The following is a 22,557-nucleotide window of genomic DNA, read 5'->3' on the forward strand; positions in this document are numbered from 1 at the left end:
CCGCGGAGACCTTACCCGACGACCAACGTCGCCAGGCACTGAGTTATGACGTTGCCCAAAGCCGCTTTGCAAAGGGCATCTGTCCGGGATGCGAACGCAAGGCCGACCTCAGCAATCCCAAGCTCGATTTCTGCATGCATTGCGGCATCAGCTTGTTTGACGCATGCGCCTTTTGCGAAACGCGGAAGAACGCGTTTGCACATTATTGTCCTTCGTGTGGGAAAGAAGCGGTTGCGGTCAAATAGCTGAGAGTCCGTTCGGGTAAGCGTTTAGCCCCATGACATGCTGAGCTTGAACACTGGAAGAGATTTCGCGAAGGTGCGGGAGCGGATCGGCCACCGTCCCGCACGATCGCATCTACTTCTTAGTGCGCATTGCGGGCCGTATCAACCCAGCCGTCGAACTGCGTTTTGTTCGCGGCGAGCCACTGATCCGCGAGCGTCGAGACGACCGCTGTCGCGCCGTTGCCCTTGCTGATCGCAAGTTCCCAGGCTGACCATGTCGCCGACGGGAAACGGATTTGCTCGACGAGCTTCTTCACGACAGGATTGGCCGCGATAAACTGCTTGTTCGCGACCGCACCGTAGTTCCAGGATGCCATTGCCATGCGGCACGGATTAGCGCCGCCCGCACATCCTTCAACGCCATTCACGAGCGCCGAGCCGTGGTTCGGCACGTTCGGCGGCAACGCGTCGGTCGGCGTCGGCAGCCACACGACATCTTTACCCGGAACCAGCACGTTGACTGTCCATGACGGACTCCATGCGTAAAAGAACGCCGGCTTGCCTGCCTTGACGCGAGTCACGACGTCCGCCATCAGCGCCTCGTATTTACCGCTTACCGGATGCACGGTCTGACGGAGTCCGAATTTGTCCAACTGATAATTGACCACGTCACCGCAACTCCAGCCCGGATCACAGCTGATCAGTTGCGCCTTGTCGTTGTCCCCAAACAGCGCGGCAATCTTCGGGTCCTTCATCTGTTCGAGACTGGTGATGTTGTGCGCTAAAGCGGTCTTTTTGTCGATCAGATAGCCGTTGATACCACCGCCGATAATCTCACCGCCGCCGACCATTTCAGCCTGAGCCTGGACCACGCGGAAATCGGGCTCGCTCTGCGGAAAATTGACATCGGTCTCCATGTCGACGTCACCTTGCGCGACCGCCTGAAAGAACAGCACCGTCCCCATCGTGCTCAAATTCACCTCGTAGCCGAGCGACGTGAGCGCCTTCTTCACAATCTGTACCGCGACGTAATTCGCGCCCAGGCTGTCGGTCTGCGCATAGTGAATCGTCTTGCCCGCACCCGGCTGAGCCTGCGGTGATGCGGCCATTACAGGCGTTGCCAATGCCACGCACGCCACGCACGCCGCGACCGTTGCCGCTCGCATCATTGCTTTCATGAAGGTCATCTCCCTGTTTGATATTGAGGTTTGGTCTACTTCCGCCTCGGCGACTTATCGAAGTGAGGAATCGGTTTTGCCGTCGTGCAGATGGGATATAAGTTACGTGACACTAAAAAATGCGTCTTCCATCGAAAGGAAGGATGGCGGCAGCAAGATGGCCTACCGTTCAACGTACGGTGTCGGCCCGGCGGCTTCGTGGCGGGCAGTTTGGGGGTCGTGATGTGACGTGCGGTCTGGAATGCGCACCATGGCTTGTCCATGGTGCGCATTCGGTGACGTCCTGCGAGGGTAGGAGAAACCATCAGAGCGGTAAGGATGGGCATGCGCCCGATTGCCATTCTTTTTTTCAACATCGCCCCGAAGCGTTCTTCACTCCCAGTCGGGCACGCTGTCAGGCATGCTCTTCACTACCTTCGTAACGATATAAGTAAAGTAACGTTCAATTCCGATTTCCCCTATCAGCAAGGAGTCAATGAAGCGCTGGTAGTGGTAAATATCGCGTGAGACGACGTGCAATACATAGTCCACGCCGCCGCCCGTCGCATAGCATTGCACGACTTCCGGCGCGGCCTGCATGGCCTCCTCGAAGCGCCGCATGTCTCGCTCCGTATGTCGCGCGAGCGTCACTTCCACCACGATCCGGCTCGCGTTGAGCGTCCCGACCCAGTCGAGTTCCGCACGATAGCCCTTGATGACGCCGCTCTCTTCAAGCTTGCGCACGCGTTCCCAAGTGGGTGAAATCGACAGGTTCACTTCTTCGGCGAGTCTTGATTTCGTGATGCGGCCATCGCGGGCAAGAACGCGCAGGATGGCGATGTCGTAGCGGTCGAGCTTGACCACCGTCAGACGGCCACCGGGATAACGCACTCAATCAGGTGATGCGCGTCATGCGTCAATGCCAGCTTCAACAATTCGACCGGGCGCGCATGCGCTTCGTATTGCTCTTCGTAGCGTTTTTTGTCGCGATAGTGGCCGCCGAATGGCACGGCCAACGCAATGGGTGATGCACGCATTACTGCTCCTTCACGAACAACGTTAGTAGCCGTGTCAATACGCGAGCGCGAGATCCACGCTGCAAGGCAAAGCGCCGATTGCCCGGTAAGCACCTATGTTTGCCTTGATGACGGCTGCACGTCGCCTGGATCTAGCCGCTCCGGGTCACGTCCGCCAGCATATCCCGCTGATCAAGCGCTCGCCTTTTCGGCCTCCATCTCCGCCATGTCCTGAAAGCGATCGGCAATGCGCGGATGAGCGCGCCCGCCGTCCGCCGCGCCGATCGCGATCAGGATTTCGTCGGGGCCGGGAGCATCCGCCACCTGGAACGTCGCCGTGATGAAGTGCGAGCGCTTGCCCGTTTCCGACTTATGGATCATGGGAACAGACAAGAGCGCGCCTGGGCCTGAGCGCGTGTTCGTGAAGCTGAGAAATGCGGTGCCTTTCACTGCCTCACGGAACATGTTGCCAAAGCGAAGCGTGTGGATCAGCGCTGAGCCGTGCTCGATCTCACCGTTGACACCCACCGTTGCCGCCTTGCCATAAGCCTCGACGCGATCGGCCGGCATGATGGCCACAAGCCGCCGTGTCATCTCGGCACCCAGCACCGGAGCAAGACGCAGGATCTCCGGCCGGAGGTCTTCCACGAAGCCTTTTCCTGCCCACGGATTGCGGACAATTGCTGCAACGACCACCGTTGTGATCGGCCGCTCGGCTTTCCGGCCACCCTCGATGACGGTCTCTTCAATAAACGTCGCGATCTTGCGAATCCCAGTTTCCATGTGCGCACTCCATTGGTTGGCGGTTGGTTATTGACTCGTTCAATACGAATGCTAACGACGCGAACAGGGTGCGTCCTCCGCGCCTTCGGGGGATGAATCTTTTATTTTTTGCTACGTTATGTCGTATATTGAAATAAGACTTTTGGATGCTCTGATATGCCAGATCAACTGTCGCGGATCATGTCGCTTCGTGATGTCGCGAGCCAAATCAACTCAGACGGCGACCTTGATACGCTGCTGCGGGACCTTATCCAGGCGGCATGCCGGCACGGCTCGTGGGACCTGGGATCAATCATGACCGTGGACCTCGCGCACGGTTTCGCGCTGGTCACTGCGCGTTATGAAACCAATGCCATGCTGCGCCGCCCACTAGGAGATCGCTGGGAACTGGCGACGAGTCCCGCGCTGGTTGCCCTGCAGCGTTTCGAGCCCGTGTATATCCGCGACGCGCGCGAGTCCGTTGAATTCCCCGGATATCGGCTTGAAGCACACGAGCGCGGCTATTGCACTGTGCTGATCTATCCCATGGCGAGTGTCGACGTAGAAGGGCGGCCCATGGTCATGGCCGTTTCGTCGCGCAAAGTGGTGGACGTGTCCGCGGATGATCTCGCGTTCATGGGGATCATCGTGCATCTGGGGGCGATTGCGATTGAACGTGCGCATCGTCATCAAGCGCAGATTGCTGCGGCCGAACAACTGCGTCGCGTGCTGGGCGCGCAGGGTTCGCTGCTGCAGGAAGTGCTCGCCGGCGGCTCCATAGAAACGCTCACCGCGATGCTCGGCGATCTTCTCAATGCGCCTGTGCTCGTCCTGGATTTCTTCGCAAGCAGCCTGCTTGCGTCCGCGTCGCCAGTGCCTGACGCTTACGATAACGACGCGTGGCGCCTCATGCTCGAGGGTGGGACGGGCCGTCAGATTCTTGGCGAGGTCCGGGACGCTGTCACCACCCGGCACGCCGAGACCATCACGCTGCACCTTGGCGACAGGCTCTCGCTCGATGCCCGCGTGGAGTCGCTCATGGTCGACGATGAAGCGGTCGGCGCGTTGCTCACCTTCGACAACGCCGACGCGAATGATCTACAGAAACTCCTCATCGAAAGTGCGAAGTTTGCGCTAAGCGTGCAATTGATGCGCAGCGTCATACGCTTTCGCTTCGAGACACGCACGCTGACCGAATTGTTCTTCGAGATCGTCGAGCGGCGCTGGCGCGACGAGCAGGATATGCTGCGCCGCGCCCGTCGCCTTGGGCTATCACTGGCGGCACCCCTGCGCATGCTCGTGACCGATTTTCCGGATCGGACAGATGCGTCCTCGGATCTTTCTGTCGATGCTCATCGTGCGGTCGCGCTGCTCGCCGCGCAGTTGCATGTTGCGGTGCACATCGTGACGGTTGGCGGCGCGCTAGTGTGTCTCGTGCCGCATGAGGAGGGCGTGGAACTGGACCGGGTAGCACGATTGGCGCAGCGCGTCTCCGAGACACTGTTCCGGTCGTTTGGCAGTGAACCCATCGTGGTCGTTGGCGATACGTGCGAAGGTCTCGAATCGATTGCGAACGAATGGGAGCGCTGCTGGCGCATGATCCGGGTGGCGCGCACATTCGGCAGACGAGGCGCAATGACTGTCCCCGACTTCGGACCGTTGCCCATGTTGATAGGCGCCGCCGACTCCGCCGATGTGCGCAGCTTCATCGACGGCGCCATAGGCCGGGTAGTGGAGCACGACAAGAAGCACAAGTCGGCCTACCTCGAAACCCTGGCTGCCTATGTTCGCTCAGGCTGCCGCAGTCAGCAGTGCGCCGATGCGATGGACCTTCACGTGACCACGTTGCGGTATCGCCTGTCGCGGATCTCGGACCTGTTTGGCATCCAGGTCGAAACGCCGGAGCAGCGTTTCGCGATCGAACTTGCGTTGCAACTGCACAGCTTGGTTGAGAACAGCATACCGTCTGCAAAGCGCTCGAAGTCCATACCTCGAATGAGAGGGTAATCAGGCTCGGACGTCCTTCGATCCAGCGGAAGAAATCGGTTTTTGCATGGCTTAACTTAGACCTCAACGTAACGACGTTCGAGGTGAAGTACATGCAAGCCGAAGTTTCAGATAAACCCGTCGCCGTGGATCCGGTGGCCTTGCGCCGAGCGTTCGGCACCTTCGTGACAGGGGTGACGATCGTCACGACCCGCGACGCCGAAGGCCGTCCGCGCGGGATGACGGCAAACTCGTTCACGTCGGTGTCGCTTGATCCGCCGCTGCTCCTTGTATGCGTAGGAAAGGGCGCTTCGAGTTATCCGGTCTTCCAGGATACCGATCACTTCGCCGTCAATCTGCTGCACGAAGCGCAGACCGACGTCTCCAATCTGTTCGCCTCCAAATCCGCCGATAAATTCGCCGCCGTCAGTCACGACGGCGTCCACACTGGCGCGCCGGTGCTGACCGAATGCCTGACATGGTTCGACTGCACGGTCCATGACCGGGTTGATGCAGGCGACCACACAATTCTCATCGGCCGTGTCCAGGCCTTCGGAACCAGTCCCTCAGCGCCGCTGGGTTTTTGCCGCGGCCGCTATGCGCAAGTCAAAAATCCGTTGCCGCCGGGCTGGCTCTCATCGCACAACATGATCGTCGGTTATCTCATCGAGGCCGAAGGGTCGCTGCTGCTCGCAAGCGATGGCAAGAACGGCTGGACGCTGCCCAGCGCCCCGCACCGGCTCGTCAATGGCCGGCTTCCTATTGCAGGCGGAGACGATCTGGAGTTGCTGCCCGACGATACGTTCCTCTATTCCGTCTTCGATGCAGCCTGCAGCGACTCCGGTTACCTGATCTACCGCGCCCGCCTGGCATTGCCGCGTGCGGCCTGCGAGATCCCCGGGAACTTCCGTTTCTTCCCGCTCGACCAGCTTCCCTATGACGACATTCCGACATCGGAAATACGCGGAATGCTGCGGCGCTATGTGAACGAAAGCGCCGGCGGCCGGTTTGGCATTTACATGGATTCACACGATGGCGGCCGCGTCGCGATGGTAAGCGCAGCGCAACCTCACATGCAGCATTCGCAACCTTGAATCTGGAAAGGACATGATGAAAACGACAGTCGAAAGTTTGCAAGGGTCGAGACAGAATCTATTTATCCATGGAGAGTTCACGCCTCCACGCAGCGGCCAATATGTATCGAGTTATGACCCGACGACGGCTGCGCCCTGGTATGAGTTTGCGCAGGCCAATGCCGACGACGTGGACGCCGCTGTGCGTTCGGCGCAAGCGGCATTGAAGAACCCGGCGTGGCGCCGGATCACGCAAACTGATCGCGGCAAACTGGTGCGCCGTCTTGCCGATCTCGTCCTCGCCAACGCGGACGAACTGGCGCTGATCGAGTGCCGCGATAACGGCAAACTCATCAAGGAAATGCGCGCACAGATGCGGGCTATCCCTGACTCGTATCTCTACTTCGCCGGGATGGCCGACAAGCTTCAGGGCGACACGATCCCGGTCAACAAGCTCGACACGCTGAACTTCAATTTGCGTGAGCCCATAGGCGTGGTGGGCATGATCATCCCGTGGAATTCGCCGCTGATGATGCTCACGGGCACGCTCGCACCGTGTCTCGCGATAGGCAATACGATCGTTGTCAAACCCTCGGAACACGCGGCGGCTTCGACGCTCGCGCTCGCTGAACTGGCGATTGAAGCGGGCTTTCCGCCGGGCGTGTTCAACGTGGTCACGGGTGACGGCGCAACGACCGGCGATGCGCTCACGCGCCATCCCGGCATCGCCAAATTTGTCTTCACCGGCAGCACGGTGACCGGACGCAAGATCGCCGGGAACGCGGCAGAAAATCTCGTGCCCTGCCAGATGGAACTGGGCGGCAAGTCGCCGCATGTCGTGTTCTCGGATGTCGACGTGGACAGGGCGGTGAACGGCGTTGTATCGGGCATCTTCGCGGCAGCCGGGCAGACCTGTGTGGCGGGTTCGCGCTGCTTCGTCGAGGCACCGGTGTATGAGCGTTTCGTCGAGGCTCTTGTCGAGCGTACGCGTCGTGTCAAGGTCGGGCACCCGATGGCCGACGACACGGATATCGGACCGCTCGCTCTCGCCAGTCAACTCGACAAAGTGGTGGGTTATGTTGCCTCCGGCGTGAGCGAAGGCGCGAAGATCGCGATCGGCGGAGGCCAGCCAAAAGACTCGGCTTTATCGCGCGGCTGGTACTTCGAGCCGACGGTGATGACGCAGGCCCGGAATGAGATGCGCTTCATGCAGGAAGAGATTTTTGGACCGGTCGTGGGCGTGGTTCCGTTCAACACGGAAGAGGAACTCATCGCGCTTGCCAACGATACTGAATACGGTCTGGCTGCTGGCATCTGGACTCAGAACATCGACCGCGCGCTACGCTTTGCACGTGATATTGAGGCAGGCACGGTCTGGGTCAACACCTATCGCTCGGCGGCTTATATGTCCGCGAACGGAGGCACCAAGCGAAGCGGTTACGGCCGGCGCGGCGGTTTTGAAGTGATGCGCGAGTTCTCGCGTCTGAAGAATGTCGTGATCGACTACTCGGGCGCCATGCAAGACCCGTTCGTCATTCGTTTGCGCTGAGCCATGCGCGTTGCCAAAAAAACCAATTCAAGAGACCCATTATGAAATTTGCCATCTCAATCAGCATGGAGCGGTTCTCGCCGGAGGATTCAATGTCGACGGCCATGTCCAATATGCTGGCGCTGGCTCGCATGGCCGACGAAGGCGGGTTCGAAACACTCTGGACCGCCGAGCATCACACGATCGAATGCACCGTCTCGCCTAATCCGTTCGCTATCCTGACTTGGTTGTCGCAGCACACGCAGCGCATCAGGCTCGGAACAGCGACGCTGGTCGCGCCATACTGGTCACCAATCCGGCTCGCCGGCGAAGCCGCCATGTGCGATCACCTGACCGGTGGACGCCTCGAATTCGGGATTGCGCGCGGTGCGTATCAGTACGAGTTCGATCGCATGGCCGGCGGTATTCCTCAGCAGGAAGGCGTCGGGTATATGAAGGAGCTCGTGCCGGCTGTGCAGAAGCTTTGGGCAGGCGACTATGCCCATGACGGGCACTACTGGAAGTTTCCGCTGGCGACGTCCGTGCCCAAGCCATTGCAGCAACCCCATCCGCCTATCTGGGTGGCCACACGCGACCCCGGCAGTTTCGACTGGGCGGTTGGCATTGGCGCGAACATTTTGTCTACCCCGCTGTCCGCGCCGCCGGCTGAAGTCGCGGTGCTGGGCGAGAAATTCCGCAAGGCGGTATCCGACCATCCCGAGCGTGCCCGTCCGCGCTTCATGATGCAGCGGCGCACCTGCGTATACGATCGCCCTGATGACTGGCAAACCGCCGTGCGCCACAGCGTGGATTATGGCCGCACCTTCGAGAACCTGATGCAGAACATTGGCACCGTCAAGGACGGTTTCCCTGAGCCCGTGCCTTACGAGACGGTGGCAAATCGTGCTAACTACGACCCCGCCAATATTCGCGATAACCTGATGTTCGGCACGCCGGACGAGGTGATCCGGAAGCTGCAGATTTACGAAGACCAGGGCGTCGATCAATACTGCCTGGGCCTCTCGTTCAATCTGCCGTTCGACCTCCAGGTCAGGACGCTGCGCCTCTTTATCGATGACGTGATGCCGCATTTTGCCGCCCGCGATGCCGAACGCAAACAGGATTCACAGGGCGAACCGAACGTCGCGGCTGTGGGGTACTGAACCATGGACGCCGCCAGGACTTCAACGACGCACGCAACCGATGACCTCACGTTCACTGGCCGTGGCGTGGTGCTGAATTATCGGCTGCAGGGCGAGGGTTCGCGTGCGCTCGTCTGCATTCACGGTGTAGGGTCGAGTCTCGACGCGTGGGAAGGCGTCGCGGCAAAACTGGGCGATACCTTCCGCATTCTCACGCTGGATCTGCGTGGTCACGGACGCTCATCGCTGATCAAGGGCCGCTATGAAATCGATGATTTCGTGGGTGACGTGCTGGCGCTTGCCGACCATGTGGGCTTCGACAAATTCGACCTCGCCGGCTTCTCGCTCGGTGGCCTGATTGCGCAGCGGCTGGCGCTCACGCACGCACCACGCCTGAGGAAGCTCGTGTTATTGGCTACTGTGGCTGGCCGTACGCCCGAGGAGCGTGAGCGGGTGGCAGCGCGGCTTGCTGCGCTGCAATCCGGCGACCGGGGCTCGCACTACGATGCGTCAGTGTCGCGGTGGCTTACTGAAGGGTTCCAGCAGCGTCATCCCGAGCTGGTCGCGCGCATGCGCCAGCGTAACGCCGAGAACGATCCGGACTGCTACGCGGCCGCTTATCGTGTGCTGGCGCAAACGGACTTCGGCGGTCTTATCGATCAGATCAGCGTGCCGACCCTGATCGCGACCGGAGAGGAGGACCAGGGCTCCAACCCGCGCATGGCGCATTTCATGCACGAGCGCATTCCCGGTTCGCAACTCGAGATCCTGCCCGGCCTGCGGCATTCGATCCTGATCGAGGCACCCGATCTCGTCGCGGCGCTGATGCGCCCCTTTCTGGCGGGTGAAGATAGTGAAATGCGTGAGGAGGAGATGCGCCAATGATTGTCGAGGAGCGGATCTATCGGATCAGGAACGGCTGCATGGGCCGTTATCTGCAACTTGTGCGGGAGGAGGGGCTGGCGATCCAGCAGCCGATCCTCGGCGGGCTCGTGGGGTATTTCACCACCGAGATCGGTCCGCTCAGTCAGGTGACGCATTTGTGGGCTTACGCTGACCTTCAGGACCGGGCGGCCCGCCGTCAGCAACTGGCGAATGATTCAAGATGGCAGGCTTTCCTGCCCAAGCTGTCAGAGAACATCGAGCAGGCGGAAAACAGGATTCTCGTGCCGACGGATTTTTCACCGTTGCAGCATCTTTCCGGTTTCGTCGGCTCTCAAGAGGAGAAGAGGCTATGACCGAGCGCTTGAAGATCGAGCACTTGTACAAGGTGTTCACGGACAAGCCTGAGCGGGCGCTGGCGATGCTGCACGCCGGGAAAAACAAGTCGGAAGTGCAGGAGACGCTGGGCCAGGTCGTCGGACTCGACGACGTTTCCCTGAACGTGCCGTCGGGTGCCATGTACATGATCATGGGACTGTCGGGCTCGGGCAAGTCCACGCTTGCACGCTGCATCAATCGTCTTAACGAACCGAGTGCTGGAAAGATCCTGCTGGACGACGAGGACATCTGCACACTCGATGAAGCCGGTTTGCGCGACGTGCGGCGCAATCGCATCTCCATGGTCTTCCAGCACTTCGCGTTGCTGCCCAACCGGCGTGTGATTGAGAATGTCGAGTTCGGCTTGAAGCTGCGCGGCATGTCGGCCCCGCAGCGGCGCAAGCGCGCGGAGGAAGTGCTGAGCGTGGTCGGCCTCGCGCGTTGGGCTTATCACATGCCGCATGAACTGAGCGGCGGGATGCGCCAACGCGTGGGCTTGGCGCGAGCGCTCGCCACCGACGCCGACATCCTCATCATGGACGAAGCATTCAGCGCGCTGGACCCGCTGATCCGCACTGAGATGCAGGACGAGTTGCTGCGCCTGCAGCGCACGTTAAGCAAGACCATCCTGTTCATCACGCACGACTTCCAGGAGGCGCTCAAGCTCGGCTCGCGCATTGCCATCATGTCGGAGGGACGGCTTGTGCGTGAAGGCACGCCGCAGTCGATCGTGCTTGAACCCGGCAGCGATTACGTCGCCGCGTTCACCCGTGAAGTCGACCGCGGAAGACTCTTTGATGCAGGCTCGGTGATGACATCGCTCGTGACCATCCTGCGCGGTCCGAACGGGATTGTCCTGGGTGACGCATCCGGCGAACCGGGACCGGGCTTCATGCTCGACGCCGATGAGCGCATCCTCGGCACCGTCACGGCGTCCGAGATAGAACTGGCGCGCGGCGGCGCGATGCCCCGGCCGGACAGCCGCTTCACCTGCGTGCCCGCCGATACCAAGCTCGTCGATGTCGCCGGCAGTTATCGCAGCGGCGGCGCGATCGGCGTCATAGACGACACCGGCCGGCTGATAGGCCGTCTGGAAGCCGGGCAGATTCTGGCCGGCATTGGCGCTCCGGGCGCCGCGGGAGCACGCCATGTTAATTAAAGCCGATGATCTCGCAGGCCTGCCTGTTGGGGACTGGATCCAGCACGGTGTGCAATGGATCGCGCTCAACTTGCGGCCGTTCTTCCTGCTCATCAAATGGCCCGTTGAACGGCTGTTGAACTTCAACGACAGCGCGCTCCACGCTATCCCGTTCCCGATCATGTTGTTGTTGATGTTCCTGCTCGCATGGCGCTTGGCGAGCCTTGGGGTCGCTGCGTTTACCCTGGTGGGACTCATTGTTATCGCGATGCTTGGCGTCTGGGATCAGGCCATCACAACGCTCTCGTTGATCGCGACCGCCATTGTGTTCTGCGCGGTCATCGGCATCCCGATCGGCATTTGGTGTGCACGCAGCGACCGGGTCTGGCGGATCGTCCGCCCCGTGCTGGACATCATGCAAACCACGCCGACGTTTGTGTATCTCGTGCCCGTGGTGATGCTCTTTGGTGTGGGCACGGTACCGGGCGAGGTCGCGGTCGTCATCACGGCCATGCCGCCGCTCATCCGCTTCACTCATCTCGGGATTCGCATGGTCGACCATGAGATCGTGGAGGCGGGTCTCGCTTTCGGCGCAGATAAACGCCAGCTTCTTTGGGAGGTTCAGTTACCGCTGGCCATCCCGACCATCCTGGGTGGTCTCAACCAGACCGTGCTCACCGCCATGGTGATGTCGGTTGTGATCGCGATGATCGGTGCGGAAGGTCTGGGGCTGGTGGTGCTTCAAGGTCTGGGACGTCTCGATGTCGGTCAGGCGGCCATTGGCGGTATCGCCATCGTGCTGCTCGCCATGATGCTTGATCGCATCACGCAGAAGCTGGCCCAGTCGAAGGGCGGCACCAAGAGCGCGCTTCTGCCGGTGCTGGCGAGGTTCATCCGCGGTGGACGGGTTCCCAGGGGTACGCCGGCAGACACGGCCCACGATGCTGAAAAGGCGTTGTGATGACGCGTGAATGCATGAGCTGAACTAAGCGTACTCAAAGCGCGTCTGGTTCAAAACCAGACGATCGAACGATCACGAAAGAGGAGCATTGATGAGAGCATTTGTCCGGGCAGTAAGCGCGCTCGCCGCCGTCGCAGTGGTCGGCCTGACATCGGCGAGCGTGGTTGCAGCCTCGCCCACGCTACCCGGCGACGGCAAGACGATTCGTTACGCGCAGGGTGACAGCCTTGGCGGGAACTATGTGGCGGCACAGATCGTGATGAAAGCGATGAAGGCGCTCGGCTACGACGTGAAGCTGAGCACGATGAACACCACGCTGTTCTTCCAGGCTGCGGCGCAGGGCGACGCGGACATCGCGACCGACGTGAATTTTCCCCAGCGCGAGCCTGGCTTTCGGGCCGTTGAAAAACAGGCGGAAGTCGTTGGCAACGGCATGATTGTGGGTGGCGGCATCAACGGCTATGTGATCGACAGGAAGACGGCGCTTGCGTACAACATCACCAGTCTGGAGCAAATGAAGGATCCGAAGATAGCGGGGCTCTTCGGCAGCGACGGCAAGGCGGAAATGATTAGTTGCGACCCGGGATGGAGCTGCGGTGACGTGGTGGATTACCAGCTGGAAAAATTCGGCCTCAAGAAAAATGTCCACGCGGTGCGCGGCAAATACGAGGCATTGATGGTCGATGCAGTGACGCGCGTGAAGGCCGGCAAGCCCGCATTTTTCTACGCCTGGAGCCCGTCGTGGGCCACCAACGCGCTGGTTCCGGGAAAGGATGTGGTCTGGCTGCCTACGCCCGCTGATGCCCTCCCGCCCAACGTCCCCAACAAGGGTTCTGCGCTTATTAAAGGCGTGGAGGGCTGTGCTGGCGGTGCTGATCCGTGTCGCATGGCGATGTCGTCATGGAACTTCAATACCGTGGCGAGCAAAGAGTTTATCGCTGCCAATCCTGCGATCAGGGCACTGATCGAACAGATCAAGATCCCTGTCGCGACATGGTCGCAGTGGGAGTACGCAATCAGCAAAAACGGTGGGTCGGCGACGCAGATCACGAAGCTCGCCGATGAATGGCTTGCGAGCAACAAGCCGCAATTTGAACAGTGGGTTGCGGCGGCGAGCAAGGCGCGCTAGCACGAGAGTTCTGATGCCGCCGGGTGTTGTTGGAGCGCCAGCCTTGTTGGGTACGCTCAATCGTTCACCCGAAACAGCCACTACAGCGCCGCGGCCAACGCAATGGACGCGGGCGGCGTCAGCACCCAGGCCAGCACCAGGCTTCGCAAGGTGTTCCATTGGAGGCCCGAACCATTCGCGGCCATCGTGCCCGCTACGCCCGACGTCAGTATGTGCGTGGTCGATACCGGGAGTCCGTAAAGATCCGCGCCTCCAATAGTCAGCATTGCGACCATCTCGGCCGATACACCCTGGGCATAGGCATCATTGAAGGATTTGTGACAATATTTCGGATACCTTCCTATTGTTTTTAGCACGCTGATAATAAACTGGCTGTGTCCCTTGCTGCAGGTTAAAGGCTCACCCGCTACGCTGTAGAATCCGAGTTAATACTCGTTTTTCATCAGGCCGCGTTGTGACGAAAACCAAGCGTCAATCATTAAAGCCCCGAAAAATTCCGCAGCAATCCCGTGCCGAACAAACCGTTGCCACGATTCTGGAGGCAGCGGCCCGTGTGCTCGAAACGAAGGGGATGGAAGGGATGAATACCAATCTCGTCGCGCAGCGCGCGGGGGTTGGCGTCGGCTCCCTGTATCAATACTTTCCGAACAAGGACGCGCTCATTGTTGCGCTCAGCATGCGGGAAGGGGCCGTGTTCTTTACCGAGGCTGAGGGCGCATTGAACGAGCCGACGGGTCAGAAGGCATTGAAGCATCTGATTGCTGTCTCGGTCCACCAGCAACTGCGTCGTCCTGCGCTTGCACGCGCGCTCGACTTCGAGGAAAACCGCCCTGCCATTGCCAATGAACTGGCGGCTTCGAAGGCCGCTTTTCGCGAAGTGATCCGGCAGATTCTGGTCCGTAAAGATATTCCACCGCAGCTAAACATGGAGACTACGACCGACGATCTCGTCGCAGTCCTTCGCGCCATCGTGGATGCAGCGGGAGAGCGCGGCGAATCGGATCGGGGAGATCTGGAAAGCCGCGTCAGCCGTGCCTTGTTCGGGTACCTGGGGATCGTGGATTGTCAGCCCGAGAAGCCGCAACGGGCCCGGAAATAGGTGACTTCTAAAATGCGAGCAATTATTCGTATCGTTGTTGTGGCAGTTGCGTGAAACCCTCGCCAGTGTTGCGTTGCGCGCTCACGCAGGTGAGTGGGTCAATGCGAGTTTTAAAATCGAGCAATTACTCGCAAAATGGACCCCGTGGAGCATCACACGATCGGCACAAGCGGTTGGGGATCGATCGGTGACCAGTCGCTCTACTGCTATATCAACTTTTTTGCGAGACCGATCATGAACCTTCATAAAGAAGCAAAGCTGAACCACCTGAGCTTTCCCACTACCAACGTAGCAGAGACGGCTGCATTTTTTGAGAAGTACCTCGGCTGCGAGATCGTTGCCGCCGGAGAGAGCTGCCTGCTCAAACGGAACGGCTTTGACATCGTTCTGGACCACGTGGCGAAAGAAGTGCCGGTTTGGCCCAAGAACTTCCACTTCGGCCTGGAGGTGGACAGCCTGGATGACGTGCATACCCTCTATCAGGAATTCCTGGAGGATGGCGTTCGCATGGAAACTGAGGTCTTTAACAACTCGCGTGGTTCCCGGTTCTTTTGCCGCTCACCGGGTGGCGTCCTGATCGAGATCAACACTCGCGCCGATATGCACAAGCAGGATCAATGGCAAAAGCTGTTTTAAATAGTGCGGATAGCATCCGGAACCTATGCCTCTATCAAGTGGGTTCACCATTTGCTGGATCAACGGTCAGATCGTCACGGCGATGGAGGCCGGAACTGATCGACCGCACAAAGATCAAGAAGCAGTGACCGTAAGAGCGGCTATGCCGCCGCTGTCAATCGTAGGAGAAGACGCTGCCGAATTTGTCCATGCGTTCGAGCGCCATGCCCGAGCCGCGCACGACGCACGTTAGCGGCTCTTCAGCGACGAGCACGGGCAGGCCGGTCTCTTCAGCAAGCAGGCGGTCGAGGTCTCGCAGCAGCGCACCGCCGCCCGCGAGCATGATGCCGCGTTCGGCGATGTCGGCGCCCAGTTCAGGGGGCGTGTTTTCGAGCGCGATTTTCACCGCTGAAATTATCTGGTTCAGCGGGTCGGAGAGGGCTTCGAGGATCTCATTGCTGGATACCGTGAAGCTACGCGGAATACCTTCGGACATGTTGCGGCCCCTCACGTCCATTTCCCTGACTTCGGAGCCAGGGAACGCGGAGCCGATCTCCTTCTTGATGGCTTCAGCCGTCTGCTCACCAATCAGCATGCCGTAGTTGCGACGAATATAGTTGACGATCGCGTCGTCGAATTTGTCGCCGCCAACGCGCACGGAACCCTTGTACACAATACCGCCAAGTGAAATGACGCCGACTTCCGTGGTGCCGCCGCCGATGTCGACCACCATTGAGCCGGTCGCCTCGGACACGGGCAGGCCGGCACCGGTCGCGGCAGCCATGGGTTCTTCGATCAGGTACACCTGCGACGCGCCGGCGCTATGCGCGGCTTCCTTGATCGCACGTCGTTCGACCTGAGTGGATCCGCAAGGAACGCACACAACGATCCGCGGCGATGGCGCCAACATGCGGGGTTCGTGCGCCATCCGGATAAAGTGCTTGATCATTTGCTCGGTAATGCTGAAGTCGGCGATCACACCGTCCTTCATCGGGCGGATAGCTTCAATGTTGCCGGGCACCTTGCCGAGCATCTGTTTGGCTTCCTTGCCCACGGCCAGAATAGTTTTTTTGCCATTCGGGCCGCCTTCCTGGCGAATCGACACGACCGAGGGTTCGTCGAGGACAATACCCTTGCCACGCATGTAGATCAGCGTATTTGAGGTGCCGAGATCAATGGCCAGATCGTTGGAAAAATAACTGCGTAGAAAACCGAACATTCAAAATCCTGTCTTGCTTGACGCCAAGCGCTTGGCCCCATCACGTGCGACCAGGTTGCGGTCGAGAATGGGGAAGAGTAACAGTTTCGGGGGAACGGAGCCCCAGCGCCGCAAGCACGTCGTTATCGACGAGGTGGGGAAGGCGGGGCTGGCCGTCCTCGAGTTCCGGCAAATCAGCGTAGCGGGGCTGCATTGGATCCGCCGTATGGCAGTAATCAGCCAGCAATCAGGGTTTCGTATCTTCCTGTCTGGAGCCCATGGTTGCGGCAAGGCGGCTTTGTGGCGCGACGAGCTGGTCATCCGTAGTCGCCACCAGCCACAGGCGTGCGTGCTGCGCGATCAGGCGATTGTGGTCCTTCAACGGGCCCATCGCACTAGCGGCCTTCCAGACAACCGGGCCGATCCGGCTTTTCCTGCCCGATACCGCGCCGACCAGCAGGCAATAAGGTCCCAGCGGAAGCGATACAAACGGAAGTCCCGGACTGACGCGCACACGCCAGTCGATGAAGGGCGTCTCGTTGATCAGCAGCGGCGTGGGCAAGCCGTAGAGCACACTGAAATCGTACAGCGCCAGTTGCTCCCGCATCCCGGTGTAGATACGCCGTATGTCAACGACCACCGCCGCGCGGATCTCGTCATCGAACATGGCCTCCTCTGCATAGCGGGCCAATGCTTCCCGAGCCTCGAGTTGATATGCGCTGAACAAGCCGAGTTCCACGCAATCCTGCACGGCGCGCTGAACCTCCGCGATAGAACCGGCTTCCTCCGGCGTGCCTAATTGCGCTGCCCGCAAAAACCGCGCAAGGCCCGCGTCCTGGATCGCAGGACCCTCTGCAGAGCCATCGTCTTTGGCGTCCTTATCGAGGGGTACGTAGATATATTCTTCGGCGGCGAAATGCGATTTCTTGCCTTCATCGAACTTGATTTCGCCGTCGACGAAGTCGAGATAGCGAGTCCCAATTCGCCCATGCTCCCAAACCCAATTTTTCAGGAACGGACGTAGTGGATGTAGTCGGTCGTGATCAGCCATTGAAACCTCCAGATGCCCCAGTATAGTTCCAAGTTGCCCGTTGTCCGGGGCAGGGCGTGGCGATCGATGAAACGGATGCGTGGGCTGTTTCCAATTATGTCGGGTGCAGTGCTGCTGGCTCAGAGGTGGCCCGCGCGATAGGCCACGATTGACCCGTTCTAGTCGATCAGCCTCTCCACGCTTTACTTGAACCTGAGACGCTTGGCATCGACTTTCCGCCTGTATGCCATTGCAATGACGCCAAGGTGTTTTTCAGGCTGATCCTTCGCCCTGGCCGATTGATCCCATTCGCCTAAATACGCAGCGGGAGGGCCGCAGCGAAAAAGTCAGTCGCGCGGCGCACGCGTGCCGGTACATACCGACGTTTTGGCCAGATGAGGCTTAGGTCTCTGACGTCGCTCATAAATTCTTCGAGAATCGTGATCACGTCCGGATGTCGGAGTTCGTCAGCAAGAGAGACCTTGGCAAACAGCCCAATTCCCACACCGGCAAGAACACCTGCCCGAATCGTTTCGACACTGTTGGATGAAAGATTTCCGCGAACGGACACGCTGAATCGACCCTTCGGTCCTACAAACGGCCAGTTCACTGACTCCATCAGGCCGCCATATAGAAGGCAGTTGTGGTCAACGAGCTCGGAGGGGGTCTTTGGTATTCCGCGTTGCTCGAAGTAGCGACGGGATCCGACGCATACGAGCGGGGTACTGGCCACGCGCCTGACAACCGCGTCAGGTTCGTTGACGGGGCCCACCCGGATCGCCAGGTCAATCCGATCCTCCACCATATCTCGAACGAAGTCCGAAAGAATGAGGTCTACCTGAAGGCCGGGATTCAGTGATAGCAGGTCGGGGATGAGCGGGAGAACGTGAAGCCGGCCAAAAGTAGAGGATGCGGCGATCCTGATCAGACCGGAGACATTGAGCGTACTGCTTGTGAGTTCGCTGTCGGCTTCATTCATCTCCTCAACCAGCGGTTTCGTCCGATCATAGTATTGCTGCCCCTGATCAGTCAGGGTGACGCTGCGCGTGCTCCGGTTAAACAGCACCACGCCAAGGCGTCTTTCCAGCGCGCCGATCGCCTTACTGACAGCGGACTGTGAGTCGCCGGTTCTACGCGCGGCGGCGGAAAAACCGCCCGCTTCGACCACGGCGATGAAGGCGTTCAATTCGTGAAAACGATCCATTTGTAGTCTTCTACAGATTTAATCATTAGCGATGATTGCTTGATTGTCAGTGGCCTTCGAACGCCCCTGATAGTACGCGACTCATTCTTTTGAAGAATAGATCTTATGAAAAATCTGCGCATTATCATTATTGGCGGCAGCAATTATCCTGTTCCTTTCAATCAAAAACAGACGGAAGGTTTCAATGTCCACTCTCGCAGGCAAGGTTGCCGTTATTAGCGGCGGCACGACCGGCATCGGTCTGGCGATCGCCCAGCGGTTTGTCGCCGAAGGCGCTCACGTCTTCATCTTCGGCCGTCGGCAAGCTCAGCTCGATGAAGCCGCCAAACTGATCGAACGCAACGTCACCGCACTCCAGGCTGACGTCACGAACCCCGATGACCTCGACCGTGTCGCAGCAGCGGTAAGGGACAAAAAGGGGGTTGTCGACATCATCGTGTCGAACGCGGGCTTAACGGAGCAGGCTTCGATCGACACCCTCACGCCCGCTCATTTCGACAAGACATTCAACCTCAACGCCCGCGCTCCCGTCTTCCTCGTGCAAAAGCTGTTGCCACTGATGACAGCGGGTGGATCGATCGTTTTGGTCTCGTCGGCCATGCACGTCATGGGCATTCCAGGACACACCACCTACGCCGCGACCAAGGCGGCGTTGCGTTCCTATGCCCGCACCTGGGCTGCGGAATTCAAGGATCGTGGCATCCGCGTCAACACGCTGAGCCCAGGTGTAACCGATACCCCGATCCTCGACTCTCAGGCCGCGACTCCCGAAGAGCGCGAGGCTCTGGTGAAGATGTACCTGAGCATGATCCCGCTCGGTCGACTCGCCCGCGCCGAGGAGATGGCCAGCGCCGCGCTCTTCCTGGCGTCCGACCAGAGTTCGTACATGACGGGTGCGGATCTGATGGACGACGGTGGCGTCGGCCAGATCTGAGGCCCGAAGGTTGCAAGAAGGAGGCCCGCAAATCCGGGTACAAATTTATGTATTAGTTAGATTTCCGAACTATTTACCGAGCCAAGGGAAAGACATGAGAAAACTACCAAACGACGGTTCAACTAGAGACTTCACTTCGATCACTCAGCGTTCGTGCGTCAAGCCACACCGCAGACCTAGGGTTCATCATCCCAGTAATCAAGGGAATTACCTTTTCGCTGAATAACGCGAAGGGGTGCCTCCTCCTTGCCGCGAACGATCGCCTGGTACTTCCCCGAGTCCGGATACTCAACGACTTCCGGGTCGTCTCGTGTGCTGATCGAGAGGTATTTGAGCGGGGCTTCCGATGAGTTAATGATCTGATGCGGATACTCAGGACCGGGGGGAATGAAAATGACATCGCCGGCTTTGATCGGGATCAATTCGTCTGCAACGCGGAGCGTTCCGTCCCCTTCGAGGATGACGAACATTTCCTCTTGCGCATGGTGAAAGTGGTACGGACATGAGCGCTTGCCCGCAGCGACAATATCAATCGATGCGCCGAGGTGTTTGGCCGATGTATTCGTTCCAAGCCGCGCGCTGAGCGTCTCGTATAGAGGCAAACGAACCTCCGCCGTCTTCTCGACTTCGTCAAAATTTCGTATGAGCTTCCTGACAAGTTCATCGGCCTTAGCGCTCATGCATTCTCCATAACAACGTTGATCGTCCTGGTTCGAATACCGCTTCAAGAGTCATGTCGGGGTGTCACGGGTGTCACCTACGACTGCCTCCAGGGTGAAACCGTCATGTTGATCGGAAAGTGCGCGGGCAGCTATGTACTGGCTACCAGCAGTTCCTCCGCATTGTTTGGCGGGCGCAGACCATCTGTTCTGTCGATGAAATAGCGCTGCGTAAGATCGGCCGCCGAGACGTGCCGTGCTTCCCTAAAGCCCGCTTCGCGGGCCAGCGCCTGAATCTCCGGTGGCGTGAAAAAGCTGAGGAACGGTGTTCCGCTGGCCCGCGCTCCCTTCTCCGCCATCTCAAGCCCGGGACGTACCTCGGGGTCTGCCAGTTCCAGCGGGAGCAGGAACGTCATGGCAAGCGTCGATCCCGGAGCCATTGCCGCGACCTGACGCAGCGTGGCCGCGTTCGCCTCCTTGGTGAGATACATGCTGACGCCCGTGGAGACCACGATTGCCGGCTTGCTATCATCGAAACCGGCAGTCACGAGCTCATCTCGCCAGGCCTCGCCCGCCTCGAAATCGACCGGCACGAAGCGCAACCAGTCCGGGACGCCGAGCCCGAGCTCGACCAGACGCTGACGCTTCCATGCCTGAGGACCTGGCTGGTCGATCTCAAACACCTTGAGGCGGGACGCGATCTCTGGCCTGCGCTGTGCGAAGCTGTCAAGCCCGGCGCCGAGGATGACATACTGACTCAGCCCGTGGCCCGTCTGTTCTACGACCAGATCCTCAATGAAGCGGGCGCGAGCCACGATTGAGGCGCGAAAGGGACGTGTGAACTGCGGGTCCATGTCTCCGCGGCTACGCCAGTCTTTGTCCGGGGCCAGCAGCTCAAGGCCGATTTGATCTTCAAGTACATGCGGCGGCGCGTCAGCCTCAATATGCAGAGCGCGCCACAAGGCGACTCGCGCTGCCGTGCTGTCGGGCGCTGCATCTGGCTTGTCGTTCATGATTTTCGATCCTGTTTGTTCGTCTTCGTGTTCGTCTGAAGCGGCGGGCTGCACGTTACTGCCCGGACCTTGACGCTGCCATTTAAACGCAACGGGCAATCATGAAGAAAACTGCTCACGAAGCGCGGCCAGATCGCGTCTTACCCAAGCGGCGTCCGCTTCGAATTTTTCAACTGACATTCCTGCTTGCCGAAACAACGTGAATGCCATCTCGGCTCCGGCACCATTTTGAAAGACGCGCAGCGGCACATAGACTTCCTCGCCGCTGGCGAGGTAAACGTAATGGTCCATCACGCCGAACGGATTGTGGCCAGTGAACCGGATAGTCACGCTTCCCCCCGGGCCGTGAGCTTTCCAGTGATCGCCACACGCTTCGAGCGTCGACTCTGATAGTCCCGATGCCCAAGTTTGAAATGCTTCAGGACGCCATATCGCGTTGTACAGGTCTTGCCAGTCACGATCGATGGAGACGGTTATTGTCATGACATCCAGCATCGATTTACTCCTCGAAATAAGCCGCAACCAGGCGAAATGCTCAGCGAATTACCCATGACAAGCCACCTACGCTGCCGTCCATTCGGCGAGCTTGGCCATGGTATTCATGTTGCGACCGGTTCCAGTCGCGGCACCCGGGATTTTCAGTTTTGAACGGGCTATTCCGTCTTTGTAGTGCACATAAATCTCACGCGTCCCGAGTGCGATTTCTTCCGTTTGCTGACCACTTACACTGTCCAGTACATCCGGGGGCGGCGGTGCGTCGAGAAAGATTGCGACGGTTCGATTCGGTGCCGCTGAGCTGAAGGGATTGTTGGCAAGAACCGCTGCTAGCTGAGCGCCCGTCCGCACGAGAACCCCTACCGGCTTTCCCGCATAAGTCTCAAGACAACGCTCCAGTTTTGCTTTCGCCGATGCCTCCGAAAGCTTGCTTTCGAACACGACGTTGCCACTGGCGATATACGTGCGCACATTGGAAAAGCCCAAGGACTCGCACATTGCGCGAAGTTCGGACATGGGAAGCTTGCCGGTGCCGCCAACATTCACGGCTCGCAAGAGAGCGGCGTAAGTAGTCATCCGACTATTCTATTGCCATTTCCACCTGCGTGGCTGTGTACCGTAGGCCGGCTAAACTGGATCTCGCGTTCGTAGCGCCGGCCGACTTTTCCTGCTCACGATGCCGTTTTTCCGAAAATGCCACGAATGGATCTTTCCAGAAGCCAGGCGAGCACACTAGTGCTGATGTTGAACCGCGGCAGATCCCTGATCAGACTTGCCCAGACGTATGCAAAACAGGCCCGCCACGGCCAGCGCCGCGGCCGCCGTCTCCAACGACCCCGAGAACGAATGATGCGGTGCGTACATCGCATTGGCCACAAGCGGTCCCACGATTTGCCCGATGCCAAAGCATGCGGTCATCACCGCGAGAATGCTC

Annotated in this window: 24 protein-coding genes and 2 pseudogenes; 13 read left to right on the forward strand and 13 right to left on the reverse strand. The window is 59.3% G+C overall.

The window, feature by feature from the left end:
- Window positions 1–245 (forward strand): annotated as a pseudogene (locus JWR14_RS09990) (serine endopeptidase); the annotation flags it as partial.
- A 119-nt stretch (window positions 246–364) separates the two neighbouring features.
- Here the strand turns inward: JWR14_RS09990 and proX (JWR14_RS09995) are convergent.
- The 4 genes from proX (JWR14_RS09995) to JWR14_RS10010 all read right to left on the reverse strand — a co-directional run bounded on the left by proX (JWR14_RS09995) (window position 365) and on the right by JWR14_RS10010 (window position 3,180).
- Window positions 365–1,393 carry a glycine betaine/L-proline ABC transporter substrate-binding protein ProX gene (proX, locus tag JWR14_RS09995; protein WP_299705355.1) on the reverse strand — a complete coding sequence of 343 codons (1,029 nt, stop codon included), beginning with the start codon at window positions 1,391–1,393 and terminating at the stop codon, window positions 365–367.
- 381 nt (window positions 1,394–1,774) lie between these two features.
- Entirely contained in the window at window positions 1,775–2,245 is a 471-nt protein-coding gene (locus tag JWR14_RS10000) for an Lrp/AsnC family transcriptional regulator (RefSeq protein WP_299705356.1), read from the reverse strand.
- Window positions 2,246–2,247: 2 nt separating this feature from the next.
- A complete protein-coding gene (locus tag JWR14_RS10005; RefSeq protein ID WP_299705302.1) occupies window positions 2,248–2,418 on the reverse strand; it encodes a hypothetical protein in 171 nt (56 codons plus the stop codon).
- A gap of 171 nt (window positions 2,419–2,589) precedes the next feature.
- A complete protein-coding gene (locus JWR14_RS10010; RefSeq protein ID WP_299705305.1) occupies window positions 2,590–3,180 on the reverse strand; it encodes an amino acid synthesis family protein in 591 nt (196 codons plus the stop codon).
- 156 nt (window positions 3,181–3,336) lie between these two features.
- Here JWR14_RS10010 and JWR14_RS10015 point away from each other — a divergent pair, with 156 nt between their 5' ends.
- From JWR14_RS10015 to proX (JWR14_RS10055), 9 genes are all read left to right on the forward strand, one after another.
- Complete coding sequence (locus JWR14_RS10015; RefSeq protein ID WP_299705308.1) at window positions 3,337–5,166, forward strand: helix-turn-helix domain-containing protein; 1,830 nt, start codon at window positions 3,337–3,339, stop codon at window positions 5,164–5,166.
- 92 nt (window positions 5,167–5,258) lie between these two features.
- Window positions 5,259–6,239 carry a flavin reductase family protein gene (locus JWR14_RS10020; RefSeq protein ID WP_299705311.1) on the forward strand — a complete coding sequence of 327 codons (981 nt, stop codon included), beginning with the start codon at window positions 5,259–5,261 and terminating at the stop codon, window positions 6,237–6,239.
- Between the two features lie 16 nt (window positions 6,240–6,255).
- Window positions 6,256–7,767 carry an aldehyde dehydrogenase gene (locus tag JWR14_RS10025; RefSeq protein WP_366144518.1) on the forward strand — a complete coding sequence of 504 codons (1,512 nt, stop codon included), beginning with the start codon at window positions 6,256–6,258 and terminating at the stop codon, window positions 7,765–7,767.
- Window positions 7,768–7,808: 41 nt separating this feature from the next.
- A complete protein-coding gene (locus tag JWR14_RS10030; protein WP_299705317.1) occupies window positions 7,809–8,909 on the forward strand; it encodes an LLM class flavin-dependent oxidoreductase in 1,101 nt (366 codons plus the stop codon).
- A 3-nt stretch (window positions 8,910–8,912) separates the two neighbouring features.
- Complete coding sequence (locus JWR14_RS10035; protein WP_299705320.1) at window positions 8,913–9,773, forward strand: alpha/beta fold hydrolase; 861 nt, start codon at window positions 8,913–8,915, stop codon at window positions 9,771–9,773.
- A complete protein-coding gene (locus tag JWR14_RS10040) occupies window positions 9,770–10,126 on the forward strand; it encodes an NIPSNAP family protein (protein ID WP_299705323.1) in 357 nt (118 codons plus the stop codon). The genes JWR14_RS10035 and JWR14_RS10040 overlap by 4 nt, the downstream gene beginning before the upstream one ends.
- A complete protein-coding gene (locus JWR14_RS10045) occupies window positions 10,123–11,307 on the forward strand; it encodes a glycine betaine/L-proline ABC transporter ATP-binding protein (RefSeq protein ID WP_299705326.1) in 1,185 nt (394 codons plus the stop codon). Before JWR14_RS10040 ends, JWR14_RS10045 begins: the two co-directional genes overlap by 4 nt.
- Window positions 11,297–12,247: a proline/glycine betaine ABC transporter permease gene (locus JWR14_RS10050; RefSeq protein ID WP_299705329.1), complete on the forward strand. Its 951-nt coding sequence runs from the start codon at window positions 11,297–11,299 to the stop codon at window positions 12,245–12,247. Before JWR14_RS10045 ends, JWR14_RS10050 begins: the two co-directional genes overlap by 11 nt.
- Before the next feature lie 91 nt (window positions 12,248–12,338).
- Window positions 12,339–13,376 (forward strand): glycine betaine/L-proline ABC transporter substrate-binding protein ProX, encoded by a 1,038-nt coding sequence (gene proX, locus JWR14_RS10055; protein WP_299705332.1) that lies wholly within the window; start codon window positions 12,339–12,341, stop codon window positions 13,374–13,376.
- A gap of 80 nt (window positions 13,377–13,456) precedes the next feature.
- Here the strand turns inward: proX (JWR14_RS10055) and JWR14_RS10060 are convergent.
- Window positions 13,457–13,669 (reverse strand): annotated as a pseudogene (locus JWR14_RS10060) (inorganic phosphate transporter); the annotation flags it as partial.
- 161 nt (window positions 13,670–13,830) lie between these two features.
- On the opposite strand from JWR14_RS10060, the gene JWR14_RS10065 reads away from it, so the two are divergent.
- Both JWR14_RS10065 and JWR14_RS10070 read left to right on the forward strand, forming a co-directional pair.
- Window positions 13,831–14,475 (forward strand): TetR/AcrR family transcriptional regulator, encoded by a 645-nt coding sequence (locus JWR14_RS10065; RefSeq protein ID WP_299705335.1) that lies wholly within the window; start codon window positions 13,831–13,833, stop codon window positions 14,473–14,475.
- A 234-nt stretch (window positions 14,476–14,709) separates the two neighbouring features.
- Window positions 14,710–15,111 (forward strand): VOC family protein, encoded by a 402-nt coding sequence (locus tag JWR14_RS10070; RefSeq protein WP_299705338.1) that lies wholly within the window; start codon window positions 14,710–14,712, stop codon window positions 15,109–15,111.
- Between the two features lie 154 nt (window positions 15,112–15,265).
- Here the strand turns inward: JWR14_RS10070 and JWR14_RS10075 are convergent, their stop codons facing one another.
- The 3 genes from JWR14_RS10075 to JWR14_RS10085 form a co-directional block, all read right to left on the reverse strand.
- Window positions 15,266–16,309 carry a rod shape-determining protein gene (locus JWR14_RS10075; RefSeq protein WP_299705341.1) on the reverse strand — a complete coding sequence of 348 codons (1,044 nt, stop codon included), beginning with the start codon at window positions 16,307–16,309 and terminating at the stop codon, window positions 15,266–15,268.
- A 226-nt stretch (window positions 16,310–16,535) separates the two neighbouring features.
- Window positions 16,536–17,339, reverse strand: coding sequence for a hypothetical protein (locus tag JWR14_RS10080; RefSeq protein WP_299705344.1), 804 nt, complete (start codon window positions 17,337–17,339; stop codon window positions 16,536–16,538).
- Between the two features lie 292 nt (window positions 17,340–17,631).
- Window positions 17,632–18,522: a LysR family transcriptional regulator gene (locus JWR14_RS10085; protein WP_299705347.1), complete on the reverse strand. Its 891-nt coding sequence runs from the start codon at window positions 18,520–18,522 to the stop codon at window positions 17,632–17,634.
- Window positions 18,523–18,706: 184 nt separating this feature from the next.
- Here JWR14_RS10085 and JWR14_RS10090 point away from each other — a divergent pair, with 184 nt between their 5' ends.
- Window positions 18,707–19,456: an SDR family oxidoreductase gene (locus JWR14_RS10090; RefSeq protein WP_299705349.1), complete on the forward strand. Its 750-nt coding sequence runs from the start codon at window positions 18,707–18,709 to the stop codon at window positions 19,454–19,456.
- A gap of 176 nt (window positions 19,457–19,632) precedes the next feature.
- On the opposite strand, the gene JWR14_RS10095 is transcribed toward JWR14_RS10090, so the two are convergent.
- The 5 genes from JWR14_RS10095 to JWR14_RS10115 form a co-directional block, all read right to left on the reverse strand.
- Complete coding sequence (locus tag JWR14_RS10095; protein WP_299705350.1) at window positions 19,633–20,136, reverse strand: cupin domain-containing protein; 504 nt, start codon at window positions 20,134–20,136, stop codon at window positions 19,633–19,635.
- 131 nt (window positions 20,137–20,267) lie between these two features.
- Window positions 20,268–21,128 carry a class I SAM-dependent methyltransferase gene (locus JWR14_RS10100; RefSeq protein WP_299705351.1) on the reverse strand — a complete coding sequence of 287 codons (861 nt, stop codon included), beginning with the start codon at window positions 21,126–21,128 and terminating at the stop codon, window positions 20,268–20,270.
- A gap of 99 nt (window positions 21,129–21,227) precedes the next feature.
- Window positions 21,228–21,623 carry a polyketide cyclase gene (locus JWR14_RS10105; RefSeq protein WP_299705352.1) on the reverse strand — a complete coding sequence of 132 codons (396 nt, stop codon included), beginning with the start codon at window positions 21,621–21,623 and terminating at the stop codon, window positions 21,228–21,230.
- A 66-nt stretch (window positions 21,624–21,689) separates the two neighbouring features.
- Window positions 21,690–22,199 (reverse strand): DUF1697 domain-containing protein, encoded by a 510-nt coding sequence (locus JWR14_RS10110; protein ID WP_299705353.1) that lies wholly within the window; start codon window positions 22,197–22,199, stop codon window positions 21,690–21,692.
- A 156-nt stretch (window positions 22,200–22,355) separates the two neighbouring features.
- Window positions 22,356–22,557: YbfB/YjiJ family MFS transporter (locus tag JWR14_RS10115; RefSeq protein ID WP_299705354.1), on the reverse strand; the 202-nt coding region annotated here is incomplete at its 5' end.

The sequence above is a fragment of the Caballeronia sp. genome, assembly GCF_028292365.1.
Classification (GTDB): Bacteria; Pseudomonadota; Gammaproteobacteria; order Burkholderiales; family Burkholderiaceae; genus Caballeronia.

What these genes read in the sequence shown, in the direction of transcription:
- JWR14_RS10095 (WP_299705350.1), bottom strand. Translation starts at nt 20,136, where the DNA reads ATGAGCGCTAAGGCCGATGAACTTGTCAGGAAGCTCATACGAAATTTT.
- JWR14_RS10040 (WP_299705323.1), top strand. Translation starts at nt 9,770, where the DNA reads ATGATTGTCGAGGAGCGGATCTATCGGATCAGGAACGGCTGCATGGGC.
- JWR14_RS10105 (WP_299705352.1), bottom strand. Translation starts at nt 21,623, where the DNA reads ATGCTGGATGTCATGACAATAACCGTCTCCATCGATCGTGACTGGCAA.
- JWR14_RS10005 (WP_299705302.1), bottom strand. Translation starts at nt 2,418, where the DNA reads ATGCGTGCATCACCCATTGCGTTGGCCGTGCCATTCGGCGGCCACTAT.
- JWR14_RS10020 (WP_299705311.1), top strand. Translation starts at nt 5,259, where the DNA reads ATGCAAGCCGAAGTTTCAGATAAACCCGTCGCCGTGGATCCGGTGGCC.
- JWR14_RS10030 (WP_299705317.1), top strand. Translation starts at nt 7,809, where the DNA reads ATGAAATTTGCCATCTCAATCAGCATGGAGCGGTTCTCGCCGGAGGAT.
- proX (WP_299705332.1), top strand. Translation starts at nt 12,339, where the DNA reads ATGAGAGCATTTGTCCGGGCAGTAAGCGCGCTCGCCGCCGTCGCAGTG.
- JWR14_RS10075 (WP_299705341.1), bottom strand. Translation starts at nt 16,309, where the DNA reads ATGTTCGGTTTTCTACGCAGTTATTTTTCCAACGATCTGGCCATTGAT.
- JWR14_RS10070 (WP_299705338.1), top strand. Translation starts at nt 14,710, where the DNA reads ATGAACCTTCATAAAGAAGCAAAGCTGAACCACCTGAGCTTTCCCACT.
- JWR14_RS10045 (WP_299705326.1), top strand. Translation starts at nt 10,123, where the DNA reads ATGACCGAGCGCTTGAAGATCGAGCACTTGTACAAGGTGTTCACGGAC.
- JWR14_RS10015 (WP_299705308.1), top strand. Translation starts at nt 3,337, where the DNA reads ATGCCAGATCAACTGTCGCGGATCATGTCGCTTCGTGATGTCGCGAGC.
- proX (WP_299705355.1), bottom strand. Translation starts at nt 1,393, where the DNA reads ATGATGCGAGCGGCAACGGTCGCGGCGTGCGTGGCGTGCGTGGCATTG.
- JWR14_RS10100 (WP_299705351.1), bottom strand. Translation starts at nt 21,128, where the DNA reads ATGAACGACAAGCCAGATGCAGCGCCCGACAGCACGGCAGCGCGAGTC.
- JWR14_RS10085 (WP_299705347.1), bottom strand. Translation starts at nt 18,522, where the DNA reads ATGGATCGTTTTCACGAATTGAACGCCTTCATCGCCGTGGTCGAAGCG.
- JWR14_RS10010 (WP_299705305.1), bottom strand. Translation starts at nt 3,180, where the DNA reads ATGGAAACTGGGATTCGCAAGATCGCGACGTTTATTGAAGAGACCGTC.
- JWR14_RS10025 (WP_366144518.1), top strand. Translation starts at nt 6,256, where the DNA reads ATGAAAACGACAGTCGAAAGTTTGCAAGGGTCGAGACAGAATCTATTT.
- JWR14_RS10110 (WP_299705353.1), bottom strand. Translation starts at nt 22,199, where the DNA reads ATGACTACTTACGCCGCTCTCTTGCGAGCCGTGAATGTTGGCGGCACC.
- JWR14_RS10090 (WP_299705349.1), top strand. Translation starts at nt 18,707, where the DNA reads ATGTCCACTCTCGCAGGCAAGGTTGCCGTTATTAGCGGCGGCACGACC.
- JWR14_RS10080 (WP_299705344.1), bottom strand. Translation starts at nt 17,339, where the DNA reads ATGGCTGATCACGACCGACTACATCCACTACGTCCGTTCCTGAAAAAT.
- JWR14_RS10035 (WP_299705320.1), top strand. Translation starts at nt 8,913, where the DNA reads ATGGACGCCGCCAGGACTTCAACGACGCACGCAACCGATGACCTCACG.
- JWR14_RS10050 (WP_299705329.1), top strand. Translation starts at nt 11,297, where the DNA reads ATGTTAATTAAAGCCGATGATCTCGCAGGCCTGCCTGTTGGGGACTGG.